This window comes from Comamonas sp. BIGb0152, from assembly GCF_024809975.1.
Lineage (GTDB): Bacteria > Pseudomonadota > Gammaproteobacteria > Burkholderiales > Burkholderiaceae_C > Comamonas.
This window is the reverse complement of the sequence record NZ_JANUDY010000003.1, coordinates 372,029-387,083: the sequence shown is the minus strand read 5'-3', so window position 1 is coordinate 387,083 and position 15,055 is coordinate 372,029. Positions and strand designations below refer to the sequence as shown.

The 15,055-nt window shown below is 63.8% G+C and carries 12 protein-coding genes; 8 read left to right on the top strand and 4 right to left on the bottom strand.

Features of this window, described 5'->3' with window-relative positions; all coding sequences use genetic code 11:
- The first annotated feature begins 289 nt into the window (after positions 1-289).
- Positions 290-2,290, top strand: a complete 2,001-nt coding sequence (gene acs / locus M2375_RS08680) for an acetate--CoA ligase (protein WP_259165212.1) — start codon at positions 290-292, stop codon at positions 2,288-2,290.
- Positions 2,291-2,451: 161 nt separating this feature from the next.
- On the top strand, positions 2,452-2,916 hold the full coding sequence (locus tag M2375_RS08675) for a LapA family protein (RefSeq protein ID WP_259165211.1): 465 nt from the start codon (positions 2,452-2,454) through the stop codon (positions 2,914-2,916).
- Between the two features lie 92 nt (positions 2,917-3,008).
- Here the strand turns inward: M2375_RS08675 and M2375_RS08670 are convergent, their stop codons facing one another.
- Entirely contained in the window at positions 3,009-3,314 is a 306-nt protein-coding gene (locus M2375_RS08670; RefSeq protein ID WP_259165210.1) for a c-type cytochrome, read from the bottom strand.
- Positions 3,315-3,464: 150 nt separating this feature from the next.
- Between M2375_RS08670 and M2375_RS08665 the strand changes: the two genes are divergently transcribed.
- The gene (locus M2375_RS08665) at positions 3,465-3,707 is read left to right on the top strand and encodes a TIGR04438 family Trp-rich protein (protein WP_259165208.1); all 243 of its coding nucleotides are present in this window, start codon (positions 3,465-3,467) and stop codon (positions 3,705-3,707) included.
- 271 nt (positions 3,708-3,978) lie between these two features.
- Positions 3,979-5,844, top strand: coding sequence for a dihydroxy-acid dehydratase (ilvD, locus tag M2375_RS08660; protein ID WP_259165206.1), 1,866 nt, complete (start codon positions 3,979-3,981; stop codon positions 5,842-5,844).
- A 105-nt stretch (positions 5,845-5,949) separates the two neighbouring features.
- Here ilvD and M2375_RS08655 read toward each other — a convergent pair whose 3' ends face one another.
- Positions 5,950-6,957: an NAD(P)-dependent alcohol dehydrogenase gene (locus M2375_RS08655; RefSeq protein WP_259165205.1), complete on the bottom strand. Its 1,008-nt coding sequence runs from the start codon at positions 6,955-6,957 to the stop codon at positions 5,950-5,952.
- A gap of 188 nt (positions 6,958-7,145) precedes the next feature.
- Between M2375_RS08655 and M2375_RS08650 the strand changes: the two genes are divergently transcribed.
- The 4 genes from M2375_RS08650 to M2375_RS08635 all read left to right on the top strand — a co-directional run bounded on the left by M2375_RS08650 (position 7,146) and on the right by M2375_RS08635 (position 12,766).
- Positions 7,146-7,514 carry a helix-turn-helix domain-containing protein gene (locus M2375_RS08650; RefSeq protein WP_259165204.1) on the top strand — a complete coding sequence of 123 codons (369 nt, stop codon included), beginning with the start codon at positions 7,146-7,148 and terminating at the stop codon, positions 7,512-7,514.
- A 66-nt stretch (positions 7,515-7,580) separates the two neighbouring features.
- Positions 7,581-8,594, top strand: a complete 1,014-nt coding sequence (locus M2375_RS08645; RefSeq protein ID WP_259165203.1) for a tripartite tricarboxylate transporter substrate binding protein — start codon at positions 7,581-7,583, stop codon at positions 8,592-8,594.
- A gap of 661 nt (positions 8,595-9,255) precedes the next feature.
- Entirely contained in the window at positions 9,256-12,006 is a 2,751-nt protein-coding gene (gene mgtA, locus M2375_RS08640) for a magnesium-translocating P-type ATPase (protein WP_259165202.1), read from the top strand.
- Positions 12,007-12,046: 40 nt separating this feature from the next.
- On the top strand, positions 12,047-12,766 hold the full coding sequence (locus M2375_RS08635; protein WP_259165201.1) for an MgtC/SapB family protein: 720 nt from the start codon (positions 12,047-12,049) through the stop codon (positions 12,764-12,766).
- An 11-nt stretch (positions 12,767-12,777) separates the two neighbouring features.
- Here the strand turns inward: M2375_RS08635 and M2375_RS08630 are convergent, their stop codons facing one another.
- Positions 12,778-13,473, bottom strand: coding sequence for a response regulator (locus M2375_RS08630; RefSeq protein WP_259165199.1), 696 nt, complete (start codon positions 13,471-13,473; stop codon positions 12,778-12,780).
- Complete coding sequence (locus M2375_RS08625; RefSeq protein WP_310473166.1) at positions 13,470-15,008, bottom strand: ATP-binding protein; 1,539 nt, start codon at positions 15,006-15,008, stop codon at positions 13,470-13,472. Before M2375_RS08625 ends, M2375_RS08630 begins: the two co-directional genes overlap by 4 nt.
- Positions 15,009-15,055 lie beyond the last annotated feature (47 nt).

The window sequence follows — 15,055 nt, the reverse complement described above, 5'->3', positions numbered from 1 at the left end:
AGCAGGTTTGGAATCTGTGGTTTGGCCGTCCATCGCTGAGGTCGGTGCCAGCCTGTCCGGATGCTGGCTCAGCGCGTGCGGAAATGCCGCAAAAAGAGCGTCGCGCATTGTAGCCAGCGCCCTGCGTCTGCAGGGGGGTGATTGGCAAAATTCCTCGCCCGGCATTGGTGGTTGGTTTTGCCTATCGCTGTGGGTGGCGGCAGGTGGCGTCTTGTCAGACGCTTGTAAGTGCGCCGGTCCACAGTAGCAGCGATTTTCATACCTACAATGTTTGCAAAGGAGACAACCCATGACAGCCCCAGCCCAAGGAACGATTGAATCCGTTCTGGTCGAAAACCGCGTTTTCCCCCCACCCGCCAGCCTGTCCGCCACCGCACGCGTGGGCAGCATGGAGGCCTACCGGGCGCTGTGCGCGCAGGCGGAGTCTGACTTTGAAGGCTTTTGGGCCGAGCGTGCGCGCGAGCACGTGCAGTGGACCAAGCCTTTCACCGAAGTGCTGGACCAGAGCACCCCGCCGTTCTTCAAGTGGTTCCAGGATGGCGAGCTCAATGTCAGCGCCAACTGCCTGGACAAGCACATCGGTACGCCGGTAGAAAACAAGAACGCCATCATCTTCGAAGCCGACGATGGCCAGGTCAGCAAGATCACCTACCGGGAGCTACTGGACCGCGTGGGCGCCTTTGCCAATGCGCTCAAGGCCCAGGGCGTGCAAAAGGGTGACCGGGTGCTGATCTACATGCCGATGACGGTAGAGGGCATTGTGGCCATGCAGGCCTGCGCGCGCATCGGCGCGACCCATTCGGTGGTGTTTGGCGGCTTCTCGGCCAAGGCCGTCAATGAGCGTGTCATTGATGCGGGCGCGGTACTGATCATCACCGCCAACTACCAGATGCGCGGCGGCAAGGAACTGCCACTGAAATCGATTGTGGATGACGCGCTGGCCATGGGCGGCTGCGACACGGTCAAGAAGGTGCTGGTGTTTGAGCGCACCAAGACAGCCTGGAACAAGGTGGAAGGCCGGGACCTGAGCTTTGGCGAGGCGCTGGCCGGCCAAAGCAAGGACTGCGCGCCGGTGCCGGTGAATGCTGAGCACCCGCTCTTCATTCTGTACACCAGCGGCTCCACCGGCAAACCCAAGGGCGTGCAGCATGCCAGTGGTGGCTACATCCTCTGGGCCAAGATGACGATGGAGTGGACCTTTGACCTCCAGCCCAGCGATGTGTTCTGGTGTACGGCCGACATTGGTTGGATCACCGGCCACACCTATATTGCCTACGGCCCGCTGGCCGCTGGCGCCACCCAGGTGGTGTTTGAGGGTGTGCCGACTTTCCCGGATGCCGGGCGCTTTTGGCAGATGATTGAGCGTCATCGCGTCTCCATCTTCTACACGGCACCCACGGCGATTCGCTCGCTGATCAAGGCGGCCGATTCGGACGACAAGGTGCACCCGCGCAACTGGGACCTGAGCAGCCTGCGCATTCTGGGTTCGGTGGGCGAGCCCATCAACCCGGAAGCCTGGATGTGGTACTACCGGAATATTGGTGGTGAGCGCTGCCCGATTGTCGACACCTTCTGGCAGACGGAAAACGGCGGCCATGTGATCACCCCCTTGCCGGGCGCGACGCCGCTGGTGCCGGGCTCTTGCACCTTGCCGCTGCCCGGCATCATGGCCCAGATCGTGGATGAGACCGGCAAGGAGCTGCCCAACGGCACCGGCGGCATCCTGGTGATCAGCAAGCCCTGGCCCTCGATGATCCGCACCATCTGGAACGACCCCGAGCGCTTCAAGAAAGCCTATTTCCCCGAGGAGATGGGCGGCAGCATCTACCTGGCGGGTGACGGCGCCGTGCGCGATGCCAAGACCGGCTATTTCCGCATCACCGGTCGCATTGACGATGTGCTGAACGTCTCGGGCCACCGCATGGGCACGATGGAGATCGAATCGGCCTTGGTGTCCAAGACCGACCTGGTGGCCGAGGCCGCCGTGGTGGGCCGCCCGGATGATATGACGGGCGAGGCCATCTGCGCCTTTGTGGTGCTCAAGCGCTCGCGCCCCACCGGTGAGGAAGCCAAACAGATTGCCAAGGAACTGCGCGACTGGGTGGCCAAGGAGATTGGCCCCATTGCCAAGCCCAAGGACATCCGCTTTGGCGACAACCTGCCCAAAACCCGCTCGGGCAAGATCATGCGCCGCCTGCTGCGCTCCATTGCCAAGGGCGAGGCGATCACGCAGGACACCTCCACCCTGGAGAATCCCGCTATTCTCGATCAGCTGTCCGATACGCACTGATCGTTACGAGGCAACAAGGGGCGCGCTGGTGCGTTCCGGCGCGCCAAGTTCTTGTAACTCCTGAGAAAGCTGGGCGAAACAATGCCAGCATTGGCTGACAAGCAGTGCCGCATGGATCGTGCTAAGGTTTATGCATTCCACTCTTGCCATCAAATTCCACTATGCGCAGCATTCTTCTACTCATCATCGCCGTGCTCATCGGCGGCTTGGCGGCCCTCAATTGGGAGGTGCTGTCCACGCCGTCCGAGGTCAATCTGGGTCTGACCACCATCCACGCCCCGCTGGGCGTGTTGATGCTGGCACTGACCGTCTTGCTTTGCGTGATCTTTATCGCCTATGTGCTGTCTTTGCAAGGCTCGGTCATGTTGGAGGCCCGCCGCCACAACAAAGAGATGACCGCCCAGCGTGAGCTGGCGGACAAGGCCGAGGCCTCGCGCTTTACCGAGCTGCGCCAGGTGCTGGAAAGCCAGCATGCCGCTGGCCAATCGGTGCTGCTGGCCCGCCTGGCCGAGCTGGAGTCCCATCTGGTCGCCCGCGCCCAGGAGTCGGACAACAGCAATGCGGCCTACCTGGGGCAGATCGAGGACCGCATGCGTTTGGTAGAGCCACCGCGCAATACCTTCTAAGCTCCCTGCTGCACCCGCCAACAAAAAGCCACCTTGCAAGGTGGCTTTTTTGCATGGGCAGCTTGGGGCCCGACCTGCATGCGATGCCGGGGTTACTTGAGGGTCAGCACCCAGTCGGCGAGTTTCTTGGCATCGGCTTCGCTGACCTGGGTATTGGCAGGCATGGGCACGGGGCCCCAGACGCCGGCACTGCCCTTGATGATCTTTTGGGCCAGCACGTTGGCCGCACCGGGCTGGCCGGCAAATTTGGCGCCAATATCTTTGAATGCGGGGCCCACCACTTTTTTATCCACCGAATGGCAAGCCATGCAGTTCTTGGATTGGGCCAATGCCTGATCAGCCCACGCAGGTGCGCTGGCCGACAAGGCCAGTGCCGTGGCAATCAGAATACGGTTCATCGTGTTATCTCCTTAGCGCATGAGGTACATTAATTCTAATGGCTCGCTGCATAGGACTGCGGCGATGCCTGGATGTTCCACAAGTTTGCATTCTTTACGGGCTTTACGCCTCCGACATATAAATAAGCGGCCAAAGCGGATGGAGAGACCATGTATTTTCTGATCCTGGGGATCATTCTGTTATTGCTGAAGTACCTGGAGATCGGCCCGGTGACGTCCTGGTCCTGGACCCTGGTGTTGGCGCCTTTTGGCCTGGCCGTGTTGTGGTGGGCCTGGGCCGACTGGTCGGGTTACACCAAGCGCAAGGCCATGGAGCAGGAAGACCGCAAAAAGGCCCAGCGCCTGCAAAAGGCCCGAGACGCGATGGGCCAATCGGCCCGCCGCCGCCGTTGACAGGCCGCTGCTCTGTGGGCTGATGGGCGAGCCGGGCGCCACCGCTCCCCCAGGTCAACCGCCTGCCAGGCGGTTTTTTTCTGCCCCTACCCGCTTGTCTGGCTGGAACCCGAGTGTCTCCGTCTTTTGCCTGGCTGCGCCATAATCAGCGCTCACATCGGCGTGCACTCAAGAGGTTCTCGCCAACTTGCCCGCTGGCCCTGGGGCATGCCCAGGCCCGCACCCTGCAAGACAGGCCGCATTCTTATTGTTTACTGATTCGTACACCACGATGCCCGCATACCGTTCCAAAACCTCTACCGCTGGTCGCAACATGGCTGGTGCCCGCTCTTTGTGGCGTGCCACCGGCATGAAAGACGACGACTTCTCCAAGCCCATCATTGCGGTGGTCAACTCCTTTACCCAGTTCGTTCCAGGCCATGTGCACTTGAAGGACCTGGGCCAGCTTGTCGCCCGCGAGATCGAAGCGGCAGGCGGCGTTGCCAAGGAGTTCAACACCATCGCCGTCGATGATGGCATTGCCATGGGCCACGATGGCATGCTGTACTCGCTGCCCAGCCGCGAGGTGATTGCCGATTCGGTCGAATACATGGTCAACGCGCACTGCGCCGATGCCATGGTCTGCATCTCCAACTGCGACAAGATCACCCCCGGCATGCTGATGGCCGCGATGCGCCTGAATATCCCCGTGGTCTTTGTCTCGGGTGGCCCGATGGAAGCGGGCAAGGTGCGCCTGGCCGTGCCTAACTCAGACGGCACGAAGACGATCCAGATCAAGAAGCTGGACCTGGTTGATGCCATGGTGATGGCCGCTGACAGCAATGTGAGCGATGCCGATGTGGCCGAAGTCGAGCGCTCGGCCTGCCCCACCTGTGGCTCCTGCTCGGGCATGTTCACCGCCAATTCGATGAACTGCCTGGCCGAAGCACTGGGCCTGGCCCTGCCAGGCAATGGCACCGTGGTGGCGACACACTCGGACCGCGAGCAGCTGTTCAAGCGCGCAGGCCGTTTGATCGTGGACCTGGCCAAGCGCTACTACGAGCAAGACGAAGCCACCTTGCTGCCACGCGCCGTGGGCTTCAAGGCCTTCGAGAACGCGATGACGCTGGACATCGCGATGGGCGGCTCCACCAACACCATCCTGCACTTGCTGGCGATTGCGCAAGAGGCGGAAATCGACTTCACGATGACCGACATCGACCGCATGTCGCGCACCGTGCCGCAGCTTTGCAAGGTGGCCCCCAATACCAACAAGTACCACATCGAAGACGTGCACCGCGCTGGCGGCATCATGGCCATCCTGGGTGAGCTGGACCGCGCCGGCAAGCTGCACACCGATGCGCCCACCGTGCATGCCAAAACCATGAAGGACGCGCTGGACCAGTGGGACATCGTGCGTACCGAAGACGAGGCCGTGCGCACCTTCTACATGGCAGGCCCTGCCGGCATTTCCACCCAGGTGGCCTTCAGCCAAAGCACGCGCTGGCCCAGCCTGGATCTGGACCGCGCCGAAGGCTGCATCCGCTCGTACGAACACGCCTTCTCCAAAGAGGGCGGTCTGGCGGTGTTGCGCGGCAATATCGCGCTGGATGGCTGCGTGGTCAAGACCGCCGGCGTCGATGACTCGATCCTGGTGTTCGAAGGCTCGGCCCATGTGGTCGAGTCGCAAGACGAGGCCGTGGAAAACATCCTGAGCGACAAGGTCAAGGCCGGTGATGTGGTGATCGTGCGCTACGAAGGCCCCAAGGGCGGCCCCGGCATGCAAGAGATGCTCTACCCCACCAGCTACATCAAGTCTAAGGGCCTGGGCAAGTCCTGCGCGCTGCTGACCGATGGCCGCTTCTCTGGCGGTACCTCGGGCCTGTCGATTGGCCACTGCTCGCCAGAAGCTGCCGCTGGCGGTGCCATTGGTTTGGTGCAAAACGGCGACCGTATCCTGATCGACATCCCCAACCGCACTATCAATGCGCTGGTGAGCGACGAGGAATTTGCCAAGCGCCGCGAAGCGCAAAATGCGCTGGGCTGGAAGCCTGCCAAGCCCCGTCCCCGAAAGGTGTCCACCGCGCTCAAGGCCTATGCCAAGCTGGTGACATCGGCCGACAAGGGTGCGGTGCGCGATATATCGCTGCTGGACTGACCGTCTTCACGCGCCATGAAAAAAACCGCCCCGGGCTCAGGCCTGGGGCGGTTTTTTCATGCTGAAGCAGGGGCAGTCGCCACGGCGCCGCCCCGCCGCTGCCACTTACCAATGCAGGCAGATCTTGCCAAAGTGCTGCGCGCTGATCTGGTGTGCAAAGGCATCGGCCATCTTCTCCAGCGGGTAGCGGCTGTCGATGACCGGGCGCAGCGGCAAATGGTCCAGCGCGCGCACCAGGTCTTGCTGCTGCTCGCGGCTGCCGACGATCAGGCCTTGCAAGGTCTGCTGCTTGCGCATCAGCTCGACGGTGGGCACATCGCCGGCAAAGCCGGTCAGCACGCCGATCAAAGCGATATGGCCGCCGGGGGCACAGGCGCGGATGGACTGCGGCAAGGTGGCCGGGCCACCCACTTCCACGACGATGTCGGCACCGCGCCCGCCGGTGGCTTGCAGCACGGCATCGCCCCATTGGGGCTGGTCGCGGTAGTTGATGACCGTATCAGCACCCAGGGCGCGCAGCCGCTCGGCCTTGGCGGCGCTGGAGGTGGTGGCGATCACTTTGGCGCCCATGGCATGGGCCAGCTGCAGTGCAAAGATCGACACCCCGCCGGTGCCCAGCACCAACACGGTTTGCCCGGCTTCGATGCGGCCGTCAACCACCAGCGCACGCCAGGCGGTGAGGCCGGCGGTGGTGAGGGTGGCGGCCTCTTCATGCGTATAGCCTTTGGGGGCATGGGTGAAGGCGGTGGCCGCCATGGTGACCTGCTCGCGCGCAAAGCCGTCCACGCCGTCGCCCGGCACGGTGGCAAAGGTGGAGGGCACCTGCTTGCCCGATTGCCACAGCGGGAAAAAGCAGGACACCACGGCATCGCCCACGGCGAATTCGGTCACGCCATCACCCACTGCGGTGACAACACCGGCGCCATCGGCCATGGGGATGCGGCCATCAGCGGTGGCCGAGCGCCCGGCGGCAATGGCCAGGTCGTGGTAGTTGAGCGAGCTGGCGTGCAGGCGCACCTGGATCTCTCCGGCGCGGGGTGCTGCAGGCGCTGGCAGGTCGACCAGTTGCAGACGGTCCAGACCGCCAGGGGCGGCAACTTGTATGGCTTTCATGGGAGGGCTCTTTCCTTGGTTGGCATGACAGAGGCTGCACCGCGCAGCCGCCAGGCCATCATGCAAGCCATTGCCCCAGAAAGCCAGAACCGACATATTTGTGGCCTAGTATTAAAAATGTAAGTCATGCATGGGCATTGGCTTGCGGCTAGGATCAGCGCGTCGTCGTCTGGCCAAAGGAGGGGTGCATGAAACGGTTGAACAGCAAAAGCGGTTGCGCAGTGGAGGTGACCTTGTCCGTGATGGGCGGCACCTGGAAGCCGATTGTGCTTTTTCATCTGCTGCATGGCACCAAGCGCTTTAGCGCGCTGGCGCGCGCCATCCCCAACATCACCCAGCGCATGCTGACCTTGCAGCTGCGCGAGCTTGAAGAGGCAGGCATCGTGGCGCGCACCGTCTATGCCGAGGTGCCTCCGCGCGTGGACTATGCGCTGACCGACCTGGGCCGCAGTCTGGAGCCGGTGCTGATCGCGATGCGTGACTGGGGTCTGGGCTATGCCCACAGCCAAGGTCTGCAGGACGAGGTGCCCCAGCTGCAGGCCAGCTGCGCGGCTTAGCAGACGCCTGCTGAGCGGCAGGAGGATAATTCCAGCCTCCCTCCTTCTTTTTAGAAAACGCCCGCCATGATGCCCCGCAACCCCTCCCTGCGCCAGCTTCTGGGCGGTGGCGCGCTGCTGACCGTTCTGGCCTGCTTGGGCGCGGGGCAGCTAAGCCATGCCCAAGAGCGGCGCGCCTACCCGAGCCAGCCCATCAAGCTGCTGGTGCCTTTTGCGCCCGGCGGCTCTACCGATATCGTGGCCCGCGTGATCGCCGATGCGATGCGGGGCCCCTTGGGCCAGCCGGTGGTGGTCGAGAACCGCGCAGGTGCTGCCGGCCTGATTGGGGCCGAGGCCGTGGCGCGGGCGCAGCCCGATGGCTATACGATCGGTGTGGGCACCATCAGCACCTTGGCGGTCAACCCGGTGATGCTCAAGGCCCTGCGCCGTGATCCGCTGCCGGCGCTGGTGCCGGTCATCGCGCTGGCGCAGATACCCTCGGTGTTTTCTACCCATCCCAGCCTGGGCGTGACCGATTTGCAGGGCCTCATCACCACCTTGCGCGCCAAGCCGGACCACTACACGATGGGTTCGGCAGGCGTGGGCTCCATTGGGCATCTGATTGCCGAAGCCCTGAACGAAAACCTGGGCGTGCGCCTGCGCCACATTCCCTACCAAGGCCAGGGCCCGGTGGTCAACAGCGCGCTGTCTGGCGAAACCCAGGTGCTGAGCGACCAGTACCCCTCGTCCAGCAGCCTGGTGCAATCGGGCCGGCTGCTGCCTTTTGCCGTTGCCGCAACGCAGCGGCTGCCGGCGCTGCCGGGCGTGCCTACCTTGGCCGAGGCAGGCTACCCGGCGCTCAACCGCCTGGCCATCACCTGGTTTGGCCTGGTGGCGCCTGCGGGCACACCCCAGGCGGTGGTCGATGCCCTCAACCACGCAGCGCGCGAGGCCATGCGCCAGCCCGCAGTGCAAGAGCGCCTGGCCCGGTTAGGGGTGGTGGCCATGGGCGGCAGCCCGCAGCAGTTTGCGGCCCTGATCAGCGATACGCGTGTGCAGATTCAGCAACTGGTGCAGCAGCGCAAAATGGGGCTGGACTGAGCGACTGAAAAGTTGGCGTAAAGCCTGGCATGTTCTTTCTAAACCACTGGCAGTTTTGAGGTCGTTGATCTACAATCCGGCCAGCTTTTTTATCAGGAGTATCCCTGTGGACTTACCGAGTTGTTGGCCATCGGCCAACCGACCACAGGCAAGGTAATCGCAAACGCCTCAGCTTTGCGTGCTGCCTTGCCAAACCAGGCGGGCAGCTGTTAGTTGCTGTAGTTTCTGTCGTTCAGACGCTGCGCAGCCCCAGCATCCCATTTCTTCTTCCAGTCTTGCCATGCGGCGAGCGCCTTTTTTGCGCGCTGGCCAGCCGGGTATGGGAGTCTTTCATGCCATTGCGTATGCCATCGCTGGCCCCCTTGCGTGCAGCGCGACGCAAGGCCGTGCCGTGGGCTGTCACGCCCTGCTGCGGCCTGGGCTTGCCCTGCCGCATGCCGCAGCGGCTAGCGCCGATGCTGCGCCGCCGCGCGCCCATCGTAAAAGCTGCAGTGCAGTCCTGCTCGGCATCGGCTGCGTTGGACCCCTTCAGTCGCTGAGCTTTCTTCTGTCCGATGTGTCAGGCAATGGCCGCATCACTGCGGCGCGGGCCTGCACGCCTGTCTTGATTGAAGACGCCATGGGGCGCGGCTGGGCCGTGCCCGTGGCCGGGAGATTGTTCATGTTGAACCTGCTGAAGAATGGATTCGTCAACTTTCTGCGCTCGCGCCATTGGGGCGTGCATTTTCGTCGCCTGCCCATGCTGGAGCAGCTGGCCAAGGCCCCTGCCGATACGGGCATTTCCAAAGCCATGGGCGAGCGGCTGCGCGAGGCCGCCAGCGCCCCAGAGCAAGCGCTGCTGCAGCGCCTGAAGACCAGCCGCCAAGGGCTGGACCAGGCGCAAGTGCTGGCAGCCCGCGCACAGGCGGGCTGGAACGCGGTGACCCAGGACAAGCCGCTGGCGGGCATCGAGCACCTGTGGCTGTGCTTTCGCACGCCCTTCAACCTGTTGCTGACGGTGCTGGCGGTCGTCTCCTGGATGACCGGAGACGCCAAAGCCACGGTGGTGATTGGCAGCATGGTGGCGCTGGCCACGCTGCTGCGCTTTTGGCAAGAGCGGCGCGCCAACCAGGCGGCTGCAGGCCTGCAGGCAATGGTCTCCAATACGGCATCCGTCTTGCGCCGTGCAAGCCCTGCCGCAGCCGGGGGCGATGCAGGCGGGCTGCAGCCCTCGCGCCTGTCTGCGCTGCAGGCCCTGCAAGAGCTGCCGGTGCGCGAGCTGGTGCCGGGCGACGTCATCCAACTGGCCGCGGGCGACATGGTGCCCGCCGACTGCCGTTTGCTGACGGCCAAGGACCTGTTTTTGGCCCAGTCGGCAATGACCGGTGAATCGATGCCGGTCGAGAAGTTTGCCCAGCTCCAAGGCGAGGAGCTGCACAACCCCATTGAGCTGCCCAACCTGGTGTTCATGGGGACGAATGTGGTCTCCGGTGCCGGTCTGGCCGTGGTACTGGCCACTGGCAAGCACAGCTACCTGGGCGCCTTGGCCGGCAAGGTCTCGGCCACGGACCGGGGACCCACCGCGTTTCAGCAGGGTGTCAACAAGGTCAGCTGGGTGCTCATCCGTTTCATGCTGGTGATGGTGCCGCTGGTGCTGGTGATCAATGGCTGGACCAAGGGCGACTGGAGCGAGGCTTTGCTGTTTGCGCTGTCCGTGGCCGTTGGGCTGACCCCCGAGATGCTGCCGATGATTGTGACCGCTACCTTGGCCAAGGGCGCGGTGTTTCTGTCGCGCAAGCAGGTGATCGTCAAGCACCTGGATGCGATCCAGAACTTTGGCGCCATGGATGTGCTGTGCACCGACAAGACGGGCACCTTGACCGAAGACCGCATCCTGGTGGAGCGCCATCTGGACGCCTGGGGTGATGCCTCTGAGCATGTGCTGGACATGGCCTACCTGAACAGCTATTACCAGACGGGTTTGAAGAGCCTGCTGGATGTGGCCGTGCTCGCGCATGCCGAGCGTGCCCAGCTGGTGGCGGCCTATGCCAAGGTCGACGAGGTGCCCTTTGATTTTGTGCGCCGGCGCATGTCGGTGGTGGTCAGCGACGGCCAAGCGACCGACAGGGTCATCACCAAAGGTGCGGTCGAAGAGATCATGCAGGTGTGTGTGTCGGTGCAGGCCGCTGCTGGCGTGTTGGCGCTGGATGCGGGCCTGCGTGCGCGCATCGTGGCCAGGGCTGAGGCGCTCAATGCAGAGGGCCTGCGGGTGGTGGCCGTTGCCATCCGCGACACGCCAGCGGGCCAGAATGCCTACGGTGTTGCCGACGAGGCGGGCATGAGCTTGTGCGGTTTTCTGGCTTTCATGGATCCGCCCAAAAGCAGCGCTGAACCGGCCCTGCAGGCGCTGGCGCGCCATGGCGTGCAGACCAAGGTGCTGACCGGCGACAACGCTGCAGTGACCGCCAAGGTCTGCGCGCAAGTGGGCATCACCGAGCAGCACATCGTGCTGGGCGGCGAGATCGAGCAGATGGATGACCAGCGCCTGGCCCAGGTGGTCGAGGAAGGCAATATCTTTGCCAAGCTGAGCCCCGCCCACAAGGAGCGCATTGTGCGCATGCTCCAGGCCAACGGCCATGTGGTGGGCTTCATGGGCGATGGCATCAACGATGCAGCGGCCTTGCGCAGTGCCGATATCGGTATCTCGGTGGATACGGCGGTGGATGTGGCCAAGGAAGCGGCCGACATCATCTTGCTGGACAAAAGCCTGATGGTGCTTGACCAGGGCGTGCAAGAAGGGCGGCGCACCTTTGCCAACATGCTCAAGTACATCAAGATGACGGCGAGCTCGAACTTCGGCAATGTGTTTTCCGTGCTGATCGCCAGCGCCTTCATCCCCTTTCTGCCCATGCTGCCGATGCAACTGCTGGTGCAGAACCTGGTGTATGACTTCTCGCAGTCGGCGATTCCGTTTGACCATGTGGACCCCGAACTGCTGACCCAGCCCCAGCGCTGGAACCCCGCCGATGTGGGCCGCTTCATGGTGTTCTTCGGCCCCATCAGCTCGATTTTCGACATCACCACCTTTGTGGTGATGTGGAAGGTCTTTGGCGCCAACACGCCCGAGCGCCAGGCGCTGTTCCAGTCCGGCTGGTTTGTGGTGGGGCTGCTCACCCAGTCGCTGATCGTGCACATGATCCGCACCATGCGAATTCCATTTATCCAAAGCCGGGCCGCCTGGCCAGTGAGCCTGATGACCTTGGTAGTGGTGGCCGTGGGCATTTACCTGCCCATGGGGGTGCTGGCGCCTTATTTCAAGCTGGAGCCTTTGCCAGGGCTGTACTTGGTGTTCCTGGTGGCGGTGTTGCTGGCCTATATGGGTCTTACGCAGGTCATGAAAAAGTGGTACATCCGTCGCTACGGCTGGCAATAACCAGCACCGCCATCAACACGCAAATGCAGAGGAGGGCGCCATGCTCGAAGCGCTGAACTACACACAGCTGAACTCGCTGATCAACACGGCCATCAGCCTGGTGACAGCCTTTGTCCTGGGGGCGGTGATCGGCCTGGAGCGGCAATACCGCCAGCGCACGGCGGGGCTGCGCACCAATGTGCTGGTGGCCGTCGGGGCCGCCATCTTTGTCGACAGTGCCAACACCATTGCCGGGCCGGATGGCGCGGTGCGGGTGATGGCCTATGTGGTCTCGGGCATCGGCTTTCTGGGCGCTGGGGTCATCATGCGCGAAGAGGGCAATGTGCGCGGTCTGAACACGGCCGCGACCCTTTGGGGCTCAGCGGCGGTGGGCGCTGCTGCGGGTGCCGATTTGATCGTGCAGGCTGTCATGGGCACCGTGCTGGTGCTGGCGGCCAATACCTTGCTGCGTCCGCTGGTCAACGCCATCAACCGCAAGCCGCTGGATGTGGCCTCCACCGAGATGACCAATGCCGTGTTTGTGGTGGCCGAGCGCCTGCACCAGCGCTTGGCGCTGGCCATGCTGCAGGATGTGCTGGAGCGCGGCGGCTATCCGCCGGGTGACATCGACATCCAGCCCTTTGGCGAGGCGGAGGTCGTGATTGAGGCAACCCTGGCTGCCCAATCGGTGGAGGGGGATGAGCTCGATGCGCTGGTGCAGCAGCTGGCGGTCAAGCCGGGCATCCGCCAGGCTTTCTGGAGCCCCAGCACGCGGGATTGAGCGCCTCCCTCTCAGCCTTCAAACGCAAAGCCGACGCCATAGATCGAGCGTATGCAGTCTGCATCCTCGCCCATCACGATGCGCAGTTTCTTGCGCAGGTTCTTGATATGGCTGTCGATGGCGCGGTCGCTCACCTCCAGTGCATCGGCATAGGCCAGGTCCAGCAGCTGGCTGCGGGGGTAGATCTTGCCGGGGTGGCGCTGCAGGATGTGCAGCAGCGCAAACTCGCGCCGCGTCAGGCCCAGGTCCTGGCCGCGCCAGCTCGCCTGGCTGGTGGTCTCGTCCACATGCCAGTCGCTGAGTGCAGGGTGATCCGCGGTGCCAGCGGCCGGCTGGGCGTGGCGGCGCAAGATCACCTTGACGCGGGCAATCAGCTCGCGCGGCGAGAAGGGCTTGCAGATGTAGTCGTCGGCACCCATCTCCAGGCCTACCAGGCGGTCCACTTCCTCGACCTTGGCGGTCAGGCAGATAACGGGGCAGAGCTGGCGGGCGCGGCATTCGCGCAGAATGCTCAGGCCATCGGTGCCGGGCAGCATCAGGTCCAGAATGGCCAGTTGCGGCGGGCGGTTGCGCAGCGCCGCCATGGCTTGGCTGCCATCGGCGAAATGCTCGACCTCAAAGCCGGCGTGGTGCAGGTAATCGATCACGACCGAGGCGATATCGGCCTCGTCTTCGGCATAGAGAATGCGGGGTTTGGCGGTGTTCATGCAACAGGGTCTATCAAGGGCAGTATCAAGGTGATGCGCAGCCCGCCCAAGGACGAGATGGAGGCCTGCAATTGTCCGCCATGGGCTTGCACAATGCTTTTGCAAATGGCAAGCCCCAGGCCGGAGCCGCCGCTGGCGCGGCTGCGCGAGGTCTCTACGCGGTAGAAACGTTCAAAAATACGGGGCAGCTCCGCAGGGGGCACGGAGGGGGCGCTGTCGTCAAGATGCAGCTCCAGCCAGCGCTGGCCGGCTTGTGCCGCCTGCCCATGCAGGCTGGCGCTGATGGTGAGCCGGCCTGGCGCATCGGTGTAGCGCAGGCTGTTTTCCAGAATATTGCTCAGCACCTGGTGCAGCTGCTGGGCATTGCCCTGCACCCAGGCGGGCGGCAGCGCGGTGTGCAGCTCTTGCGCCGTGGGCAGACCCATGCCGGCCTGGCTGAAGCGGATCTGCACGGCTTCGACGGCCTCGATGGTCAGGGCCCGCATGTCCAGCGCGCGGGCGGCCGCTGGCAGGTGGGCGGTCAGCTGCAGCGCGGGTGCTGCTTCTGGCGCATGCACCACCAGGGCCGTGGGGATGGTGGCGCGCATGTCGCCGACCAGCTGGGTCAGGCGCAGAATCTGGCGGTGCAGGCGCGCAGCGGTCTGCGCGTCAAAGCTGCGGATGCCATCTTGCACGGCTTCAATCTCGGCCCGCACCGCTGCCAAAGGCGTGCGCAGCTCATGGGCCACCTGAGTCAGCCATTCATGTTGCTGGGCTTGGGCCTGCGCGAGCTGCCCGGCCATGTGGTTGTAGCGATCGGCCAGTTGTCCCAGCTCGTCATGGCCGGCAATCGCAATGCGGTAATCGAGCTGCCCGCTGGCGAAGGCCTTGGCGCCTTGGCTGAGCGCCTCGATGGGGCGAATCCAGCGCCGGCTCAGCCACCAGGACAGGGCGGCGGCCAGCAACAGCCCCAGCAGGCTGGTCGCGCCCAGGAACACCAGGTGCTCCTTCAAAAAGGCGTTATCGATCTGGTTTTTCAGGTCCTCGGGCTGGTTGAGGGTCAGGGTGCCAATCATCTGGTGTTGGCTGTCGAACAAGGGGTTGTGGGCGCTGCCTGGCACGGGTGGTACGCCGGCTAGCAGCCGCCCCTTGCTGTCGAGCAGGCCTAGGCGCTGGTGCAAAGGGTGGCGCTCGATGGGGCGCAACTGCTGGGTCAGTGCAGGGCCCAAGGTGGCACGGCGCGGCGCTTCTGCCTCTGCCGGCGGGGAGACGGGCACGGCCGCCTGGCTGCCAAAGCGGGTCAGGGCATTCCAGCGCTCGGGGGTCAGTGTGCTCCACTGCGGGTCTTTGGCATATTCACGGCGCAGCTGGCTCTCCAGGTATTCCAGCCGCCCCAGCTCGATCTGCGCCACATAGCCCCCCAGGCCGCGCTGCAGGCTCCAGTAGGAAAAGCCGGAAAAGCCCAGCAGCAAGCCCAGCAGCAGCAGCACCATGGCCAGCAGCACCCGGGTTTGCAAGCGGGTGAAGCGAAACAGCGGAGGGCGGGATGGGGTCACAGAGGGCGGGGGCTGGGTTGGGGCGGAAACGGCAAAACGGGCAGACG

Excerpts from the sequence above, each read along its gene's own strand:
- M2375_RS08675 (WP_259165211.1), top strand. The coding sequence starts at position 2,452 with ATGCGCAGCATTCTTCTACTCATCATCGCCGTGCTCATCGGCGGCTTG.
- M2375_RS08645 (WP_259165203.1), top strand. The coding sequence starts at position 7,581 with ATGATGCCCCGCAACCCCTCCCTGCGCCAGCTTCTGGGCGGTGGCGCG.
- mgtA (WP_259165202.1), top strand. The coding sequence starts at position 9,256 with ATGTTGAACCTGCTGAAGAATGGATTCGTCAACTTTCTGCGCTCGCGC.
- M2375_RS08670 (WP_259165210.1), bottom strand. The coding sequence starts at position 3,314 with ATGAACCGTATTCTGATTGCCACGGCACTGGCCTTGTCGGCCAGCGCA.
- M2375_RS08630 (WP_259165199.1), bottom strand. The coding sequence starts at position 13,473 with ATGAACACCGCCAAACCCCGCATTCTCTATGCCGAAGACGAGGCCGAT.
- M2375_RS08650 (WP_259165204.1), top strand. The coding sequence starts at position 7,146 with ATGAAACGGTTGAACAGCAAAAGCGGTTGCGCAGTGGAGGTGACCTTG.
- ilvD (WP_259165206.1), top strand. The coding sequence starts at position 3,979 with ATGCCCGCATACCGTTCCAAAACCTCTACCGCTGGTCGCAACATGGCT.
- acs (WP_259165212.1), top strand. The coding sequence starts at position 290 with ATGACAGCCCCAGCCCAAGGAACGATTGAATCCGTTCTGGTCGAAAAC.
- M2375_RS08655 (WP_259165205.1), bottom strand. The coding sequence starts at position 6,957 with ATGAAAGCCATACAAGTTGCCGCCCCTGGCGGTCTGGACCGTCTGCAA.
- M2375_RS08665 (WP_259165208.1), top strand. The coding sequence starts at position 3,465 with ATGTATTTTCTGATCCTGGGGATCATTCTGTTATTGCTGAAGTACCTG.
- M2375_RS08635 (WP_259165201.1), top strand. The coding sequence starts at position 12,047 with ATGCTCGAAGCGCTGAACTACACACAGCTGAACTCGCTGATCAACACG.